The sequence below is a fragment of the Paenarthrobacter sp. C1 genome (assembly GCF_049315185.1).
GTDB classification, from domain to species: domain Bacteria; phylum Actinomycetota; class Actinomycetes; order Actinomycetales; family Micrococcaceae; genus Arthrobacter; species Arthrobacter nicotinovorans.
On the sequence record NZ_CP186052.1, the window covers coordinates 2,423,323 to 2,439,404 of the forward strand.

The window sequence follows — 16,082 nt, forward strand, 5'->3', positions numbered from 1 at the left end:
ACCAACGTGAAACCCGAGCAGCTGCCCCTGTTGAACTCCGTGTCCGCCCCTGCCATCCACCCCGACGGGACCAAGGCGGTGGTGTCCGTCACGAGGCCGGATTTTGACGCTGACACTTATGTAGGCCAGCTTTGGTCAGTGCCTTTGGACAACGCCAAGTACCCGCGCCGCATCACCCGGGGGTTCCGCGACACTGCACCGTCATTCTCACCGGATGGGCTGGTCCTGGCCTTCCTGCGCAGCGACCCCGGCGGTAAACCCCAGCTGTTCGTGGTGGAATCGGCCGGCGGGGAACCACAGCGGATCACGAACCAAGCTGCGGGGGTTGACAGCTTCGTTTGGGCGCCGGATTCGCACCGAATCGCCTTCCTGGCGCGGGTCCCCGAACGGGGACGCTACGGAACGGTCGCCGACGTGGCCCCTGGTGCCGAAGATGCCCGCCTTATCACCGCAAACCAATACATGATGAACGGTGTTGGATACACCGCCGACCAGCGCCAACAGCTGTTTGTCGTCGAGGTCCCCGAATTGGGCGGCGAACCTGCAGTCCTTCCGCGCGGCAGGGCGGCCCACGAGCAGCCAACTCTGGAGCTGCCCGGCCTGCCCGCCGCCCTGCAGCTCACTTTCGGGGACGCCGACCACACATCGCCGGCGTTTTCTGCGGACGGTGGCCGGCTCTACTTCGTAGCGGCACTGCATGAAGGACACGACAACGATCTGGTCACCTCTGTTTACAGGGTTGATGCTGCCGGCGGCGAGCCGGTCGTCGTCGAACCCGCCAACCGGACACCGCAGACCGTCACCGATGTGCGCCCCTCGGCGGACGGCAAGTGGTTGTTCTACATCGCCCAGGAACTGGGTGATACCGGCCGGGACTTTGTGGCGCGGAACTCCGTGCTCTACGTGATGCCGTCGGCCGGGGGAGAGGCTGTAGCCCTGACTGATGTGGAGCACCTGGATGTTTCCGGGCCCCTGGAACCAAGCGGACCGGACCGTGTCCTGGTCCTCAACACGGCTTTGGGCAGCGTTGAACTCCTTGAAGTCATCGCGAACGGCGACATCACCCCGCTGGTGCACGGCGCCCGGGTTGTCATCGGGGCTTCAGTTGCCGCAAACGGAGAAATCGCGGTAAGCCTCTCCGACGCGTCCACTGCTGGAGATGTCGCAACGCTGGAGCGTGGCGAGCTTCGCCTCCTGACGGATTTCTCCGGAGCCCTTCGGAACAACTCCACGGTCATTGAGCCCCTGGATTTCGTGGCTGAATCCAGCGACGGACATGCGGTCCACGGTTGGCTCGTCATACCGGAGGGCCCGGGACCGCATCCGGTCCTTCTGAACATCCACGGCGGACCGTTCGCCCAGTACACGGGAGCGCTCTTCGACGAGGCCCAGGTTTATGCCTCGGCCGGGTACGCGGTGGTGATGTGCAATCCCCGCGGGTCGTCCGGCTATGGACAGGAGCACGGGCGAGCCATCAAGGGGCGCATGGGCACCCTGGACATGCAGGATGTGATGGCCTTCCTCAACGCTGCCCTGGCATCGCGGAAATCCCTGGACCCCGGGAATGTGGGCATCATGGGCGGCTCCTACGGCGGTTACCTGACTGCGTGGATCATCGCGCATCATCATCGCTTCAAGGCTGCGATCGTGGAGCGGGGTTTCCTGGACCCGGTCAGCTTTGCGGGTTCTTCGGACATTGGTTGGTTCTTCGGCAGGGAATACACCGGAGGGTCAATGGAGCAGATGCTGGCCCAAAGCCCCATGGCCTTCATCGCGGATGTGCAAACACCGACGCTGGTGGTGCACAGCGAAAATGACCTTCGCTGCCCTATCGAACAAGGCCAGCGCTACTATGCACAGTTGAAGGCGCAAGGGGTTGAGACCGCCCTGCTGGTCTTTCCGGGTGAGGACCACGAGTTGTCCCGTTCGGGTACACCGCACCACCGCCGACAACGCTTTGAGCACATCCTCAACTGGTGGGCCAAGTACCTCCCGACCGCAGGAAACAAAGCTGCGGAATAGGGAACCGGAAGTGCGCCCGGCTTTAAGGAAGGAAGCCGAGCGACCGGCGTGCCTCATCAATGTCGGGCGAGGCCCAACGCGCGGTGTGTTCGGCGTTGCTGGCCAGGGAGCGGATCTCGGCACGGTCCAGGTAGAGGACGCCATGAAGGTGGTCGGTCTCGTGCTGCACAATGCGGGCCTGCCATCCGGAGAACCATTCCTCCACAGGCTCGCCGGCGGGGGTCACAAAGGACAACTCAACATTGCTGTGCCGGTCCACAACTGCCTGGTAGCCCTGGACTGAGAGGCATCCCTCGTAAAATGCCGAGGTTTCCGTGCCCAACGGACGGTACTTCGGGTTGACAATGGCGAAGAACTCCAACGGTTCCCTGTGCCGCACGGAGGCGGACACCGGATCAATCTCGTATTTGTCCTCCAGGACCGCCAACTGCAACGGGATGCCCACCTGGGGCGCGGCGAGGCCGACCCCTGGGGCTGCATGCATGGCATCGCGCATCCGGTCAATGAACGCCAGCAGTTCGACGTCGTCGAGCTGGCCGTCGTACGGCGCGGCATGCTGACGCAACACCGGGTGCCCCGCCTGGACGATGGCCGGGAGTTCCTCACTATCGAGCAACCGTCGGACGGCATCCCGGATCTGGAGGGGATTGAAATCTGCAGCGGGGCTTGAAGCTCCGGGATGGGGTTGATGCGTCATGGAACGAGCCTATATCCGTGGGTGTCTTTGTCAGTGGGCTAGGCTCGAAGAATGACCAATCCCACGCCTTTGGAACACGTGCTCGGGTTCGTCCGAACAGTTGAAGCCGGCGGTGGCTCAGCTGCGTTGCGGCCTTTCCTGGCTGAGGACTTCAAGCTCACCGAATGGCCCCACGCGCTGTCCAAGACAGGCTCCACACGGAACCTTGCGGAAACCCTCTCCGGCGCTGACCACAGCCAGGACATCGTGGCGGACCAGCGCTTCGAGATTGTCCGCACCACCACTGAGGAAGACCGTGTCGTCCTTGAGATGAATTGGTCGGCAACGCTGCTCCTGGATCTCCCGCACTGGGACCGCGGCGACACCATCCGCGCCAGGAGCACGGCCATCTTCCAGCTACGGGATGGCCTGATCATCAGCCAGGACACCTACGACTGCTACTACACGGCACCGGAATAGTTACCGCATGGTGAAGCGCCGCTCCACCACCCCGGCCACGCCGGGCATCTCCAAAAGACCCGCAAACACCCTGTTCCTCGCCGCCATGGCAGCTGGTGGCAGTGGCCGGCCCAAGGCCATGTTGAGCCCGGCCTGCCGCGACGCCCGGACCGCGGCTTTCCTCCGGACCCCTTCGAAGACCTGCAGCGCCTTCCCGACACCGTTTCCGGCCAATGCGGCATCGACGATGGGAGCCAACGCTGCAGCATCCAGCCACCCAAGGTTCATGCCCTGGCCGCCGATGGGGCTGATTTCGTGGGCGGCGTCACCAAGAAGGACCACCCGCCCGTGCACCATCTGACGGACCAAGCGCGACTGGACGTCAAAAGCGCTGAGCATCGTATTTCCGGCTACCTCCAGCACCTCACCCGTCCTGGCTTCGACCAACCGAGCCAGCCCGGCCGCCGTCGCATCCGTTGCCGGCGCACCGAGCCTCACCACCCATCTGCGGACACCTGCCGGCAGGGGGAATGATTCAACGATCCCTTCCGGCTCCAGATACAGCACCGCATCAGCGCCATGCCCAGTGGCGTCAGGGAAGTCTCCCATAAGATACGAGTCCGGATAAGTCCGCGGTGCGATGTCCGGGACAAGACGCCGTCGCAGTGATGAATGCGCGCCGTCAGCAGCAATCACCAGCCGGGCCCGGTACTCCCGGCTCCCCGGCGTCGGGTGGGCCAGAACGCGAACAGCAGTTCCGTCGTCGCGGGTTTCCCGGACGTCGATGCCTCGGACGATCGCTGCCGGGTCGGCTGCCAGCACCGCATCCTCCAGCACCTTCTCCGTGGTCGCCTGCGGAACGGCCAGAATGAAAGGAAACGCGGAGTCCCCGGTGAAGGGAAGTTCGGCAACTTTACGACCCCGGCTGTAGGCAACGCCCCGTTTGATCCTGACCCCGGCCTGCACCAGCTGCCCGGAGACTCCCGCGCGCTCCAACGCTGCCAGGGCCGGAGGATGGATCCCGATGGCGCGGGAACGTGCGCTTCCGGCACTCCTGCGTTCCAGGATACGGATCCTGTGGCCGCTCCGGAGCAGCCGCAGGCCCATAAACAAGCCCACCGGACCCGCTCCGACAATCACCACATCAAGCACGGTTGCGGTTCCCCGATCCTTGGTGCTGGTGGACCAGCATATTGTGCCATGGTCCGTTGCTTTCGACTGTCCATGCGGGCGGGATGGCGGATTGCAATTCAGCCATCGTGTAGCTCCGCCTGATGGACAGCAAGCCGTCCCTGACGATGTACGAGCCCCAGCCCAGAGGCCAAAAGCCGGCCAGGAACAAAACGTAGGCGACGTTGCTTCGTTGCAGATCGTTGTGCAGCGCCAGTCGCGTGCACAGCAGTTCCGAATCGTGCAGGACCGCGGCGAACTGTCGGGCATCCAGGTGGTGAAGGATGTGGTTGGAGATCACGACATCGAAGGTCAACCCCTCCGCCACCAGCTGGGAACTGTGGGCCATACGGTATGTCACCCCTCCGGCCCCCGATACACGGGTGGCGAAATCATGGGCCCGTTGATCCGGATCGACCGCCGTCACGTCCAGCGCGAATCCATCCTGGCGCGCCCATCGCGCCAGACTGCGGGCCACGTCACCGCTGCCGCTTCCTATGTCCAGCAAGGATGCATGACCCGTCTCCGCCAGCAGCGGACGGATGCGGCGCTTGTACGTCCGGCGCCATCCTGAAAGCAGCCTGTTGACGACGGGAAACCTGGCATAGGTTCGGCTGAGCAGCAGCGGATCGCAGTCCGGCCTGTCCATGTCCTCAATGCTGTCCAGATCCCTTTCCCTGAGGGACCCCCAGGGACTCACAGAGCGGGGGAGACCAGCGTGAAGAGGCCCGTCTCCACCGTGAGGCCGGGGCCGAACGCCATGGAGCAGATCCGCTCCTCGCGTTGGCTGGCCGCCTGTCCCATCATGTACTTCAGGACGAACAACACTGTGGCACTGCTCATGTTGCCGTATTCCCTGAGAGTCTCCCGTGCAGGTACCAACTGTTCTTGCGTCAATTCCAGTTTGGACTCGACCTTGTCAAGGATGCTGCGCCCGCCGGGATGGATGGCCCAGTGGGTGATGTCCCTGTAGGGCGAACCGGCCAGTTCCGGTTCCTTGGCCAGCAAGGGCTCCAGCGCGCCGGTGATGTGTTCTTCGATGATGTGGGGCACATAGGAGCCCAGGACCATCTCAAAACCTTCGTCTCCGATGTTCCATGCCATGGCTTCCTCGCCGACCGGCGTCAGAACCGTTTCGAAGTGGTCCAGCCGGATCACTGGCTCTTCGCCCTCCGGCTCCCTGGCGGAAATGACCGCCGCTGCCGCGCCATCGCCGAAGATGGCCGAACCCATGATGGTGTCCGGGTCGTTCGATGTCCTGACATGGAGCGAGCAGAGTTCAACACAGATCACCAGGACAACCGCCTCCGGGTCAGCAAGGCAGAACTGCTTTGCCGCCTTCATGGCGGGGAATGCGGCATAACAGCCCATAAAGCCCAGGTGGTAGCGCTGAACTGCCGGATTCAGGCCCAGCGCCCGGACCACCTTGTAGTCGGGTCCAGGGTTGAAGAAGCCGGTACAGGACACGGTGATCACGTGCGTGATGTCATCCAGATCGATGCCCTGGGCCTGCGCGACCGCTGTCTTGCCGGCCTCAACGAACAGCTTGGTTGCTTCGGTGGCGAAGATTTCGTTGCGGACCTTGGTGCTGGGGCTCAGGACCCTGTTGGTTTCAGGATCGAAGAACTTCGGATTTTCGGGGTTGGCATCGAGGCTCAACTCCTCAACGGCGGTGAAACGGGTGTCGATAGCGGCCGAATCAAAGCAAGTGGTGACAAGCCGGGTACCCAGCCGCGTCAGGCCCGGCTGGGCGGCAAACACCTCACGCGCCTGCTCCTGGACCAGAATCGTAGGGGGAACTGCGGTTTCGAGGGACCTCATGTATACCGGCATGCTTCATTCTTAGTGAGTAAAGCCGGGAAGACAATGGCAGAATCAATCGTATTGACCGAGGTCGGTCAAGGAGAGCCAGGCGACGCCGACGGGGGACTGTTGGACAGTGTCGCCCAACGGACGGAGAAACCATGACTATTGCTGCCGGTTCGGACACGCAATCTCCCGCGATGAATATTGCCGATACCCACGACCTCATCAGGGTCCAGGGCGCCCGCGAAAACAACCTGAAAGATGTCAGCGTCGAAATTCCGAAGCGACGGCTGACGGTGTTTACCGGCGTCTCGGGATCCGGCAAGAGCTCCCTGGTTTTCGCCACCATTGCTGCCGAATCGCAGCGCATGATCAATGAAACCTACAGCGCGTTTGTTCAGGGCTTCATGCCGTCTTTGGCACGACCTGATGTGGACGTGCTTGAAGGACTGACGACGGCGATCATCGTGGACCAGGAGCGGATGGGCTCCAACCCCCGTTCCACGGTGGGCACGGCCACAGATGCCAACGCCATGCTCCGCATTCTCTTCAGCCGCCTCGGACAGCCCCACATTGGATCTCCCAACGCCTATTCCTTCAATGTCCCCACGGTAAAGGCGAGCGGGGCGATCACTGTGGATCGCGGCGAGGGCAAGACCAAAACGGAGAAAGCCTCCTTCAACCGCCTCGGTGGAATGTGCTCACGCTGCGAAGGCATGGGCTCGGTCAACGACTTCGACCTCACTGCTCTTTACGATGAGAGCAAATCGCTCAGCGAAGGCGCGCTCACGATTCCCGGCTACAGCATGGACGGCTGGTACGGACGCATCTTCAGCGGTACAGGCTACTTCAACATGGACAAGCCGATCGCCAAATTCACCAAAAAGGAACTCCACGACCTTCTCTACCGGGAGCCCACCAAGGTCAAGGTGGAAGGAATCAACCTCACCTACGAGGGCGTGATCCCGAAGATCCAAAAGTCGATGCTTTCCAAGGACGTTGACGCTCTGCAGCCCCACGTCCGCGCCTTTGTGGAGAGGGCCATCACGTTCACCACCTGTCCTGAGTGCGAGGGCACCAGGCTGAGTCCGGAGGCCAGGTCTTCCAAGATCAAAGGCAAGAGCATCGCTGACGTGTGCACAATGCAGATCAGCGATCTCGCTGAGTGGATCCGCCAGCTCGATGAGCCCTCAGTCGCACCCCTGCTCAAAGGACTGCAGCACCTCCTTGACTCCTTCGCGGACATCGGCCTGGGTTACCTTTCGCTGGACCGGCCGGCCGGCACCCTGTCCGGGGGTGAGGCCCAGCGCACCAAGATGATCCGGCATCTGGGTTCGTCCCTGACCGACATCACTTATGTGTTCGACGAGCCAACCATCGGGCTACACCCCCACGACATTGAGCGGATGAACCAGTTGCTGCTCCAACTGCGGGACAAGGGCAACACCGTACTGGTGGTCGAACACAAGCCGGAAAGCATCGCCATCGCGGACCACATCATCGACCTTGGTCCGGGGGCTGGTACCGGCGGCGGCACGGTGTGCTACGAGGGCGACCTGGACGGGCTGCGGGGGAGTGACACCATTACCGGGAGGCATCTTGACGACCGCGCCTCCATAAAGGCCACATTCCGTAAGGCCAAAGGACAATTGGAAGTCCGCGGCGCTTCAACCAACAACCTTCAGAGCGTGGACGCGGATATTCCCCTTGGTGTCCTGTGCGTCCTGACCGGGGTTGCGGGGTCCGGAAAGAGTTCACTGATCCACGGATCGGTGGCCAAGCGCGATGGCGTACTGGTCATCGATCAAGGTGCCATCCGAGGATCCCGAAGGAGCAATCCTGCGACCTACACCGGCCTGCTCGAACCCATCCGCAAGGCCTTTGCCAAGGCCAACGGCGTGAAGCCGGCCCTCTTCAGTTCGAACTCCGAGGGCGCCTGCCCAACGTGCAATGGCGCCGGCGTCATCTATACGGATCTCGGCGTCATGGCGACAGTCGAATCGACTTGTGAGGAATGTGAAGGAAAGCGCTTTCAGGCCTCCGTTCTGGAGTACAAGCTGGGGGAGCGCAATATTGCAGAAGTGCTTGCAATGTCGGTCAACGAGGCTGAGGGCTTCTTCAGCGAGGGGGAAGCGCGAACGCCTGCGGCCCACAAGATCCTGGACCGGCTCGCCGATGTCGGGCTTGGCTACCTGACGTTGGGCCAGCCATTGACCACGTTGTCAGGTGGTGAGCGGCAACGGCTCAAACTGGCCACGCAGATGTCCGAGAAGGGCGACATCTACATCCTCGATGAGCCCACCACGGGTTTGCACCTGGCGGATGTCCAAAACCTGCTGGGCATGTTGGACCGCTTGGTCGAGTCCGGGAAATCCGTCATTGTTATCGAACACCATCAGGCGGTCATGGCTCATGCCGACTGGATCATCGACCTTGGCCCTGGTGCGGGTCACGACGGCGGCAGGATTGTTTTCGCAGGAACGCCGGCTGAGCTTGTGGCTGGAAAAGCAACACTGACCGGCAAACACTTGGCCGCTTACGTAGGCGCATGACCTCTGTTGTTTGACCTGGCGGGCTATGGATAGCCGCCGGTCACAGGCGGGATCGTGTGCCCGGCTTCGACTGCTGCGTCCAGCTTCGATCGGTCAAGGCGCCAGACAACAGTCTCGCCCGAGGTGGGTCCGGTAAAGGAGTAGACCGGTTCAGCGTTTGCCTTCAGCCACTCCACGAGCTCAGGAGCTGCGTAGCCGTACCCCTCGCGCAATTGCCTGCCCTGGGTCAGGACATATTCAGCGCCCCGGTCGCTTAGCGACTTCAAGGAAGGCAGGACCTCCCAGTTAGTGTGTGGCAGCAGCGCGAATTCTTCAGTCACGGTGGTCAGGCCCACCTGTGAGTCGGAAGGCAGCCGGGTGGTCAGGAAGTCGCGTGCGCGCACCAGCCCGTCATCAACAGTCAGCCTTGCCTGCAATCCGAGGGCAAGGCTGATGACACTCATCAGCGCCGCGGCAGTAACGAGAAAAGTTCGGGCTGCGGGTCGCCGTTCGAGCACCATGGTCGCGGCGACAGGAGTGGAAATCAGTGAGGCAAGCACCACACAATAGCCGAACTGCTCCTCGGCAGCCCCGAAGAAGACGGAATATGCGCCAACGATGCCGCTGATGAACGAGTACACGCCGATGATGCGGCGAATTTGGACCCGGGACAAGACCGCCAGTGCGCCGGACACCAGCGACAGTCCAAGGAGTATGTAACTGGTGCCGAACCGGCCGGCGAGTTCCACGAGACGTCCGGTGAGGTCCGTGCCCGTCACTGCATTGAAGCCGGTCATTTGCATAACACCGGTAATTCTGAGGACACCTACTGTCTTCTGGTCCACGAACGCAGGAAGCAAACCTGCAGAGGCAATCACGCAGAGATACACCAGGTAGGGGACCAGTGCACAGGCGAAGATCCTCATGGCGGTCATTGCTCGAAGCGTTTGGCGCCACAGCACGGCAGACAGGAGAGGAACCACCGTGAACATGACAGTCATGTCCTTGGTCACCAGTGCCAGTCCAAAAGCGAATCCGCCGGCAACTTCCAGCAGCACACGCCGGCGACCTGGCGCTTGACCCAGAGCCATCAGGACCAGCAGCCAACCTGTGAGTACGGCCAGTCCCGCTGGGGTCTCCATCATCAAGCGGCCGTCCATGCGCAGCACAAACGGGTCACTTGCAAGGATCGCACCGGCGAAAACTGCAGGTACCAGGCCGACGAGCCGGCGCACCAGCAGAACGCAGACGACTACCGTCATGACGCCCACAATTGCGTTGACCCACCGCAACTGCAGGGCCAGGTCCATGGGGCCGCCACCTAGCCCCAACACTCTAATGACCATTCCGTCGAGCGCAAACAGCCCCGGGGGATGAAGGAAGAAAGGAGACCCCAGAATAGACGGAAGTTGGCCCTCCGCCATCTGCCTGGCCATTTCCGCATACGTTACTTCGTCAATGAACAGGTCATTGGCTTGCTGGACGCCGTAGACGCGAAGCAGCACCGCCAGCAATGCCAGGAGGATCGTCATGGAAGAAGGCCGCCACAACAGCCAAAGCAATGCACCCACCGATTCACTGAGCCGAACGCGTAGTTCGCTTCGTGGACCTGATTCCAGAACTCGAGTCATCAGGGAACCAACACCCCGATGCGCAGAGCGTCTCTGACCAGCCGTCTTTCCACCGTATTCATCTCCTCAACGTGACCACAGCGATACCGCCGAAGAGTTAGTGCAGCAGTGACGGGGTTTGTGTTGCAGGCAGGCATTAGGAAACGAAATCCTGAAGTCGGGAGTTCTCGAAGCTACTTCTACCCCCTAGTCTCGAACGCCGATAATCTGCATTATGTAAAGTAAAGTCTCAGAGGGCCCGGCTAGACGGATGACTCTCCGCTCCCCGCCTACACCGATCTTCGCGCCCGTTCCGCGCCTCCGCGGTTACCGCCACGATGCGCCACATCGAGTCGCCGCTTGGAAACCAGAGGGTCGCCCGGCACTACAGCCATCCGGTTATATTGACGAAATCAGTAATAACAAAGAATGCGCAGCGATGGTCTTCGCACGAACGCAAAAAGAAATCAAAACGGGAATTCACTCCAATGTTGAAAGTGATCAGGGTGGGTGATCCCTCAAGGAACACCCACCCCGCGTTATGAAAGTCTTCTAATCTGTCGTACTGGTACCCGCACGACGACGCACGACCACCACGGACGCCGCGCCCGCCGCCAGCACACCGGCACCAACCAGCTCCCATATGACCATGCCGGAGTCGGCACTCGAGTCCGCCACACCAACTGCCGCTCCAGCATCAGTAACACTGGAGACAGCAACGAAATCAGAGCCGCCCTTGCCATTGCCATTATTTCCGCGTCCGTGGTTGCCGTTATTCACTGCCACGCGCGCCGAACGAATATTGCCGGATGTGGCACCGACGGCGGAAATCATGTAATTGCCGGCGTTCTCGAAAGTTATGTTTGTGGAGATGGTGCCATTGCCGTCGGCGATGACGCCGAAGTTGGCTGGGGCGCTCCCCCGCGGGCCACCTCTCTTCTCGAAACTAACGTTGACAGTCTCGCCTGGGATGTATCCGCCGCCGGAAAAGGTGATTGTTTCACCACGATCGATCGTGCCGTCCGAAACGGTTCCCTGCTCATTGCCGGGCGCCGGGTAGGTACTGGCCATGGAGGACGTGGCTCCAGCGAACATGACAGTTCCTGCGAGCACAATTGTCGCAATAGTTCTTCTCATTTGCTTCCCCTGGGTTAATGAAGAATTTCAAGTGATGATTGGGCCGCTAAAAGTCTTAGCCATATGCTTGCCGAATCCCCCATATGTCCAGCCAGCGAAACGCTATCACCGTGGGACTATCCAAACAAGCTTCAAGTGCCTCAGTTACAAGGAGTTAGCCTGCTATTTACGCGACAGTATTGTCTCGTTTATGACAACTATGCGACTTTCGTGACTTTATCAACTGACTATGTGACAAGTGAGTAAGGCGCATCCGGTGCAGCAAAAAAAGGATGCCCGTCCGGTTACCGGACGGGCATCCCTGTCGCGTCCCGCTACGGCATGGCCGTAGCGGGCATGGAGAGTGGCGCTATTGGGCCTGTTGTTCCCCGGCGATGTTGACCAACCATGCGATGCCAAACCTGTCCACGCACATGCCGAAGGTGTCGCCCCACGGAGCGCTCTCGAGGGGCACGGTGACCGTGCCGCCGTCGACAAGTTTCTCCCAGTAGCCGCGCAGCTCCGCTTCGTCCGCAGCTTCACCACTTAAGGAGACAGACATGTTGTTACCCGGGTTGTACTCCATGCCGTTGGGCGTATCTGCCGCCATCAGCGTCAGGCCGTTCGGCGTCGTCAATTGGGCGTGCATGACCTTATCGGCTTCCGCAGGGTCTTGGCTGGCCTGGAAGTCCCCGAAGGTGCTAAGAGTCAATTCGCCGCCGAAGACAGACTCATAGAAATTGATTGCGTCCCTGGCGTTGTCGAGGAACGAGATGTATGGATTGAGGCGGGTGGTCATCAGTCAGTTCTCCTCATGGTTATGAAGGGTGCGCACGTCACCGTGCGGCAATGCTAACAGCGCCCAGAGGCGCCTGTCCCCCAAACTTTCTAGTCGCCGTCGTAGGCCTTTTTCAGCACCGCCAGGTCAAGTTTTCCCATCGTCATCATGGCCTCCATGGCACGGTGGGATCCGGCCTCATCCGGACCGTTCAAAAACTCGGGCATGGCGGTCGGGATGATTTGCCAGGAGACACCGAACTTGTCTTTGAGCCACCCGCACCGGCCCTCCTCTCCCCCATCAACCAGCGCGTCCCAGTATCGATCCACCTCATCTTGGTTTTCGCAGTTCACAACCAAGGAGATGGCCTCGGTGAAGCCAAGTCCCGGCCTTCCGTTCAATGCCATGAACTCCCGGCCCCCGATTTCGAATCCGACCATGATGACCGTGCCATCGGGACCCGGCATTGGCTGCCCCATGGACGCATTTGCGAACGTCGACGTGTAGAACTCCGCTGCCTCCCCCGCTTGGCCGTCGAACCACAAACAAGTGGAAATCTTCTGCATCCTGCCAACCTTCCAAAGGTCTCGGGAACCGATCGTCCCCACACGAGGCTAATAGCCCCGTTTCGTCCAAACAATGCCCGACGGCGGGTGGAGACTGGCACGCAGGTCCCACCGCACAGTGTCGCAACAGGGGGCGCACCATCCAATGCAGGTCAGTCGCCCGCCGGCCTGACCCGACTGACCAGCCCGACCGTATTGCCTTCGCTGTCCTCGATGAACGCCATCCACTCCTCCGACTCCGCAGGACCCAAAAGGTCGTCTTCGTGGGCGAAAATCATGTGGGGTTCAGATATGACCCGGACGCCGCGCTCCTTAAGACCTGACACCAAGCCGTGGAGGTCACCTACCTCCAGATACAAGAGGGATGAGGGCGCGGCCTCCTCCAGAAGCAGCCGCACGCCGCCAACATCGAAAAACAGAAGTCCGGGAGGGTCGAACAGCGCCTTCGGTTCCGAGCCCAACAGTGCCGAGTAGAAGGCAGCTGCCCGCTGCAGATCGCCGGCGTGCTGGGCCACCTGGAGCAGTTTCATTCGACCTCCCGGAGCGGGGGCTGCTGTCGGCCCCTCCCGGTCATCGTCGCCTCAGCGGTGCACTACACGCAAGTGTCCACCGCACTCCGACTTTCAGGGAACGCTCAACTTCGCGGTGGCCCTCCTCCCCCGATATTGTCAGGATCATGCTTTCAACCTCGAAATCCTGGCTTACAGCCGCGGCCGCCGATCTTCTGCTGATTCTCGTGTTCGCTGCGATCGGCCGTGACGCCCATGCCCGCGGAGACATTATTTCCGGCGCCTTCATCACAGCATGGCCGTTCCTGGTAGGCGCGTTGCTCGGCTGGCTTGTCCTGCGGGTGCGGCGTGCGCCGTTCGCCGTCTGGCCATCCGGCGTGGCAGTGTGGCTCGCGGCCGTGATCGTCGGCATGATGCTGAGGGCCGTGACGGGACAAACCGTCGTCCTGCCGTTTGTCATTGTTGCGCTGATCACCCTGGGTGTTTTCCTGCTTGGCTTCCGTGCGTTGATTGCGTTGGTCCGTCGGGTGTCGGCAAGCCGGCAACGCCGAGCCTGATCCGATACTCCAACCAGCGCATGCACTAGGCTGGGGAGCGTCCGCAACGATGCTTTTCCGGAAAGGCCCCACGTGATCACCGCTTTTGTCCTGATCAAGACCGATGCCTCGCGCATCCCGGAAACCGCCGAACAAATCTCGGCCATCCAAGGCATCAGCGAGGTCTATTCAGTCACCGGCGAATGGGACCTCATCGCTGTTGCCCGGGTGTCCAAGCACGAGGATCTCGCGGACGTCATTGCAGATCGCTTGTCCAAGGTGCCTTCAGTGGTCCATACCACCACGCACATTGCGTTCCGCGCCTACTCACAGCATGACCTGGACGCCGCATTTGCCCTCGGTTTTGAATAAGGACTGAGCCTGGGCACGGGAAGAACGTGAGCCAAATCAGCTTTGGCTGAGGGCCGTCCATTTGGCCAGCACTCCGGCAGCCAACCCGGCATCAATGGACTCAGTTGCCCTGCCGAAGGCAGCCCGCATCCGGTCCAGCAGGCTTCCGTCAGCGTCGAGATCGAATGCCACCAACCCTGCAGCTGCGTTGAGGAGCACCGCGTCCCTGACGGGACCGGGCTTGCCGTCAAGCACTTCGCGTACGACGCCTGCATTCACCGTGGCATCCCCACCACGGAGGTCCGCTACGGTGGAGGGTTTGATACCGAGCTCGGCAGGTGTGAACACCTCTTCTGTCACGGAACCGTCCCTGATCTCCCACACTGTGGATGGCCCCGTTGGCGTAAGTTCATCAAGCCCGTCATCTCCACGGAAGACAAGGCCGCGGCTACCGCGGCGGGCCAGCACGCCGGCAACAAGGGGCGCCATCCGCGCATTTGCCACGCCCACGGCAGATGCCTGGACATGTGCGGGGTTGGTCATGGGACCCAGGAAGTTGAACGCCGTAGGAACGGCCAATTCCCGCCGAGGGACTGCCGTGTGCCTGAACGAGGGGTGGAAGACTTGAGCAAAGCAGAACGTGATTCCGGCCTCTTCCGCGTTGCGCGCCACCTGGTCGATGGACAGATCCAGGCGCACACCGAGTGCCTCCAGGACATCCGCCGAGCCCGAGGTCGATGAAGCAGCCCGGTTGCCGTGCTTTACAACCTTGGCTCCGGCGCCCGCAGCCACCAGTGCCGCCATTGTGGAGATATTCACAGTGTTGAGGCGGTCCCCGCCGGTTCCAACGATGTCCAGCTTTTCACCCGAGATCGAAATGGGATTGGCATGCTGGACCATGGCCTCCACCAGACCAGCAAGCTCCTCAACGGTCTCGCCCTTGGCCCGCAAGGCCACCAGGAAGCCTGCAATCTGCGATGGAGTAGCTTCTCCGGACATGATCGTGTTCATGGCCCACGCTGTGTTGTCCACTGCAAGGTCGTCGCCGTTGATCAGTGCTGAGATGAGCCCTGGCCAGGTATTGCTGGCTGCAGGTGCCGATGCCGGAGAAGTCACTCCCTGATGCTATCGAGCCAGCCACGCCGATGACCAATGTGAACCACGCCGGGAACTTTTCCGCGCGATTTCGCGTCTTTGTAGAAAAAGTCTCCCGAATCGGTGGTTTGCATTGGGAACTCTGGACTTTTACAGACATAATGTCCTTGTGACATCTGCGACCCATGCCCCCAGTACCCCGGCGCACCCGACGCTGAACCGCCCTAACTTGGTTTCTGTTGGAACCGTAGTTTGGCTGTCCAGTGAGTTGATGTTCTTCGCCGGCCTCTTTGCTATGTACTTCACCCTGCGCTCCACATCAGGACTGATGTGGGCCGAGGAGACGGCCAAGCTCAACTTCCCGTTTGCGCTCGTCAACACCATCGTCCTTGTGGCAAGTTCCTTTACTTGCCAGATGGGCGTCTTTGCCGCCGAGCGGCTCGAACCCCGCCGCACCGGCGGGCTCTTGCAGTTCACCCGCTGGGGCATGACCGAATGGTTTACCCTCACCTTCATCATGGGTGCCTTCTTCGTTGCCGGGCAGACGACGGAATACGCCATGCTCGTATCCGAGCACGTATCCCTGTCCTCCAATGCCTACGGCTCCGCCTTCTACATGACCACGGGCTTCCACGGCCTCCACGTCATCGGCGGCCTGATCGCTTTCCTGTTCATCATCGGCCGTGCGTTTGCGGCCAAGAAGTTCGGACACTTTGAAGCGACGTCGGCAATCGTCACCTCGTACTACTGGCACTTCGTTGACGTTGTTTGGATTGGCCTCTTCCTGGTCATCTACGTCCTCAAGTAAGCCCGGCTTGACTCTTTTTCTACAAGAGGCAGAATTTCAAGAAGCGGCT

16 protein-coding genes are annotated in these 16,082 nt (G+C 61.1%); 6 read left to right on the top strand and 10 right to left on the bottom strand.

Annotation, left to right across the window (positions count from 1 at the left end; all coding sequences use genetic code 11):
* Nucleotides 1-6: 6 nt before the first annotated feature.
* Nucleotides 7-2,022 (top strand): S9 family peptidase, encoded by a 2,016-nt coding sequence (locus tag ACNAOU_RS11330; RefSeq protein WP_422756954.1) that lies wholly within the window; start codon nt 7-9, stop codon nt 2,020-2,022.
* A gap of 22 nt (nt 2,023-2,044) precedes the next feature.
* Here the strand turns inward: ACNAOU_RS11330 and ACNAOU_RS11335 are convergent, their stop codons facing one another.
* Entirely contained in the window at nt 2,045-2,719 is a 675-nt protein-coding gene (locus tag ACNAOU_RS11335) for a peptide deformylase (protein WP_018777663.1), read from the bottom strand.
* Between the two features lie 51 nt (nt 2,720-2,770).
* Here ACNAOU_RS11335 and ACNAOU_RS11340 point away from each other — a divergent pair, with 51 nt between their 5' ends.
* Nucleotides 2,771-3,178 carry a nuclear transport factor 2 family protein gene (locus ACNAOU_RS11340; RefSeq protein WP_018777664.1) on the top strand — a complete coding sequence of 136 codons (408 nt, stop codon included), beginning with the start codon at nt 2,771-2,773 and terminating at the stop codon, nt 3,176-3,178.
* Here the strand turns inward: ACNAOU_RS11340 and ACNAOU_RS11345 are convergent, their stop codons facing one another.
* The 3 genes from ACNAOU_RS11345 to ACNAOU_RS11355 are packed head-to-tail and all read right to left on the bottom strand — an operon-like array spanning nt 3,179 to nt 6,160.
* Nucleotides 3,179-4,309: an FAD-dependent oxidoreductase gene (locus ACNAOU_RS11345; protein ID WP_422756955.1), complete on the bottom strand. Its 1,131-nt coding sequence runs from the start codon at nt 4,307-4,309 to the stop codon at nt 3,179-3,181.
* The gene (locus ACNAOU_RS11350) at nt 4,302-5,027 is read right to left on the bottom strand and encodes a class I SAM-dependent methyltransferase (protein ID WP_055975849.1); all 726 of its coding nucleotides are present in this window, start codon (nt 5,025-5,027) and stop codon (nt 4,302-4,304) included. Before ACNAOU_RS11350 ends, ACNAOU_RS11345 begins: the two co-directional genes overlap by 8 nt.
* On the bottom strand, nt 5,024-6,160 hold the full coding sequence (locus ACNAOU_RS11355; protein ID WP_018777667.1) for a type III polyketide synthase: 1,137 nt from the start codon (nt 6,158-6,160) through the stop codon (nt 5,024-5,026). The genes ACNAOU_RS11350 and ACNAOU_RS11355 overlap by 4 nt, the downstream gene beginning before the upstream one ends.
* Nucleotides 6,161-6,291: 131 nt before the next feature.
* On the opposite strand from ACNAOU_RS11355, the gene ACNAOU_RS11360 reads away from it, so the two are divergent.
* A complete protein-coding gene (locus ACNAOU_RS11360; protein ID WP_422756956.1) occupies nt 6,292-8,685 on the top strand; it encodes an ATP-binding cassette domain-containing protein in 2,394 nt (797 codons plus the stop codon).
* 23 nt (nt 8,686-8,708) lie between these two features.
* On the opposite strand, the gene ACNAOU_RS11365 is transcribed toward ACNAOU_RS11360, so the two are convergent.
* The 5 genes from ACNAOU_RS11365 to ACNAOU_RS11385 form a co-directional block, all read right to left on the bottom strand.
* Entirely contained in the window at nt 8,709-10,196 is a 1,488-nt protein-coding gene (locus ACNAOU_RS11365; protein ID WP_422756957.1) for an ArnT family glycosyltransferase, read from the bottom strand.
* Between the two features lie 630 nt (nt 10,197-10,826).
* On the bottom strand, nt 10,827-11,345 hold the full coding sequence (locus ACNAOU_RS11370) for a hypothetical protein (protein ID WP_422756958.1): 519 nt from the start codon (nt 11,343-11,345) through the stop codon (nt 10,827-10,829).
* Between the two features lie 415 nt (nt 11,346-11,760).
* On the bottom strand, nt 11,761-12,189 hold the full coding sequence (locus tag ACNAOU_RS11375; RefSeq protein ID WP_039241316.1) for a VOC family protein: 429 nt from the start codon (nt 12,187-12,189) through the stop codon (nt 11,761-11,763).
* Nucleotides 12,190-12,278: 89 nt separating this feature from the next.
* Nucleotides 12,279-12,734, bottom strand: coding sequence for a VOC family protein (locus ACNAOU_RS11380; RefSeq protein ID WP_039241317.1), 456 nt, complete (start codon nt 12,732-12,734; stop codon nt 12,279-12,281).
* Nucleotides 12,735-12,886: 152 nt separating this feature from the next.
* Nucleotides 12,887-13,264 carry a VOC family protein gene (locus ACNAOU_RS11385; protein ID WP_018777673.1) on the bottom strand — a complete coding sequence of 126 codons (378 nt, stop codon included), beginning with the start codon at nt 13,262-13,264 and terminating at the stop codon, nt 12,887-12,889.
* Nucleotides 13,265-13,410: 146 nt separating this feature from the next.
* On the opposite strand from ACNAOU_RS11385, the gene ACNAOU_RS11390 reads away from it, so the two are divergent.
* Together ACNAOU_RS11390 and ACNAOU_RS11395 are read left to right on the top strand one after the other, a co-directional pair.
* Nucleotides 13,411-13,800, top strand: coding sequence for a DUF3054 domain-containing protein (locus ACNAOU_RS11390; protein WP_422756960.1), 390 nt, complete (start codon nt 13,411-13,413; stop codon nt 13,798-13,800).
* Between the two features lie 72 nt (nt 13,801-13,872).
* On the top strand, nt 13,873-14,151 hold the full coding sequence (locus tag ACNAOU_RS11395) for an Lrp/AsnC family transcriptional regulator (RefSeq protein ID WP_018777675.1): 279 nt from the start codon (nt 13,873-13,875) through the stop codon (nt 14,149-14,151).
* Between the two features lie 36 nt (nt 14,152-14,187).
* On the opposite strand, the gene trpD is transcribed toward ACNAOU_RS11395, so the two are convergent.
* On the bottom strand, nt 14,188-15,246 hold the full coding sequence (trpD, locus tag ACNAOU_RS11400) for an anthranilate phosphoribosyltransferase (RefSeq protein ID WP_422756962.1): 1,059 nt from the start codon (nt 15,244-15,246) through the stop codon (nt 14,188-14,190).
* 112 nt (nt 15,247-15,358) lie between these two features.
* Between trpD and ACNAOU_RS11405 the strand changes: the two genes are divergently transcribed.
* A complete protein-coding gene (locus ACNAOU_RS11405; RefSeq protein ID WP_179128356.1) occupies nt 15,359-16,033 on the top strand; it encodes a cytochrome c oxidase subunit 3 in 675 nt (224 codons plus the stop codon).
* The last annotated feature ends 49 nt before the right edge of the window (nt 16,034-16,082 follow it).

Excerpts from the sequence above, each read along its gene's own strand:
- ACNAOU_RS11335 (WP_018777663.1), bottom strand. The coding sequence starts at position 2,719 with ATGACGCATCAACCCCATCCCGGAGCTTCAAGCCCCGCTGCAGATTTC.
- ACNAOU_RS11340 (WP_018777664.1), top strand. The coding sequence starts at position 2,771 with ATGACCAATCCCACGCCTTTGGAACACGTGCTCGGGTTCGTCCGAACA.
- ACNAOU_RS11355 (WP_018777667.1), bottom strand. The coding sequence starts at position 6,160 with ATGCCGGTATACATGAGGTCCCTCGAAACCGCAGTTCCCCCTACGATT.
- ACNAOU_RS11360 (WP_422756956.1), top strand. The coding sequence starts at position 6,292 with ATGACTATTGCTGCCGGTTCGGACACGCAATCTCCCGCGATGAATATT.
- ACNAOU_RS11365 (WP_422756957.1), bottom strand. The coding sequence starts at position 10,196 with ATGACGATCCTCCTGGCATTGCTGGCGGTGCTGCTTCGCGTCTACGGC.
- ACNAOU_RS11370 (WP_422756958.1), bottom strand. The coding sequence starts at position 11,345 with ATGGCCAGTACCTACCCGGCGCCCGGCAATGAGCAGGGAACCGTTTCG.
- ACNAOU_RS11375 (WP_039241316.1), bottom strand. The coding sequence starts at position 12,189 with ATGACCACCCGCCTCAATCCATACATCTCGTTCCTCGACAACGCCAGG.
- ACNAOU_RS11380 (WP_039241317.1), bottom strand. The coding sequence starts at position 12,734 with ATGCAGAAGATTTCCACTTGTTTGTGGTTCGACGGCCAAGCGGGGGAG.
- ACNAOU_RS11385 (WP_018777673.1), bottom strand. The coding sequence starts at position 13,264 with ATGAAACTGCTCCAGGTGGCCCAGCACGCCGGCGATCTGCAGCGGGCA.
- ACNAOU_RS11390 (WP_422756960.1), top strand. The coding sequence starts at position 13,411 with ATGCTTTCAACCTCGAAATCCTGGCTTACAGCCGCGGCCGCCGATCTT.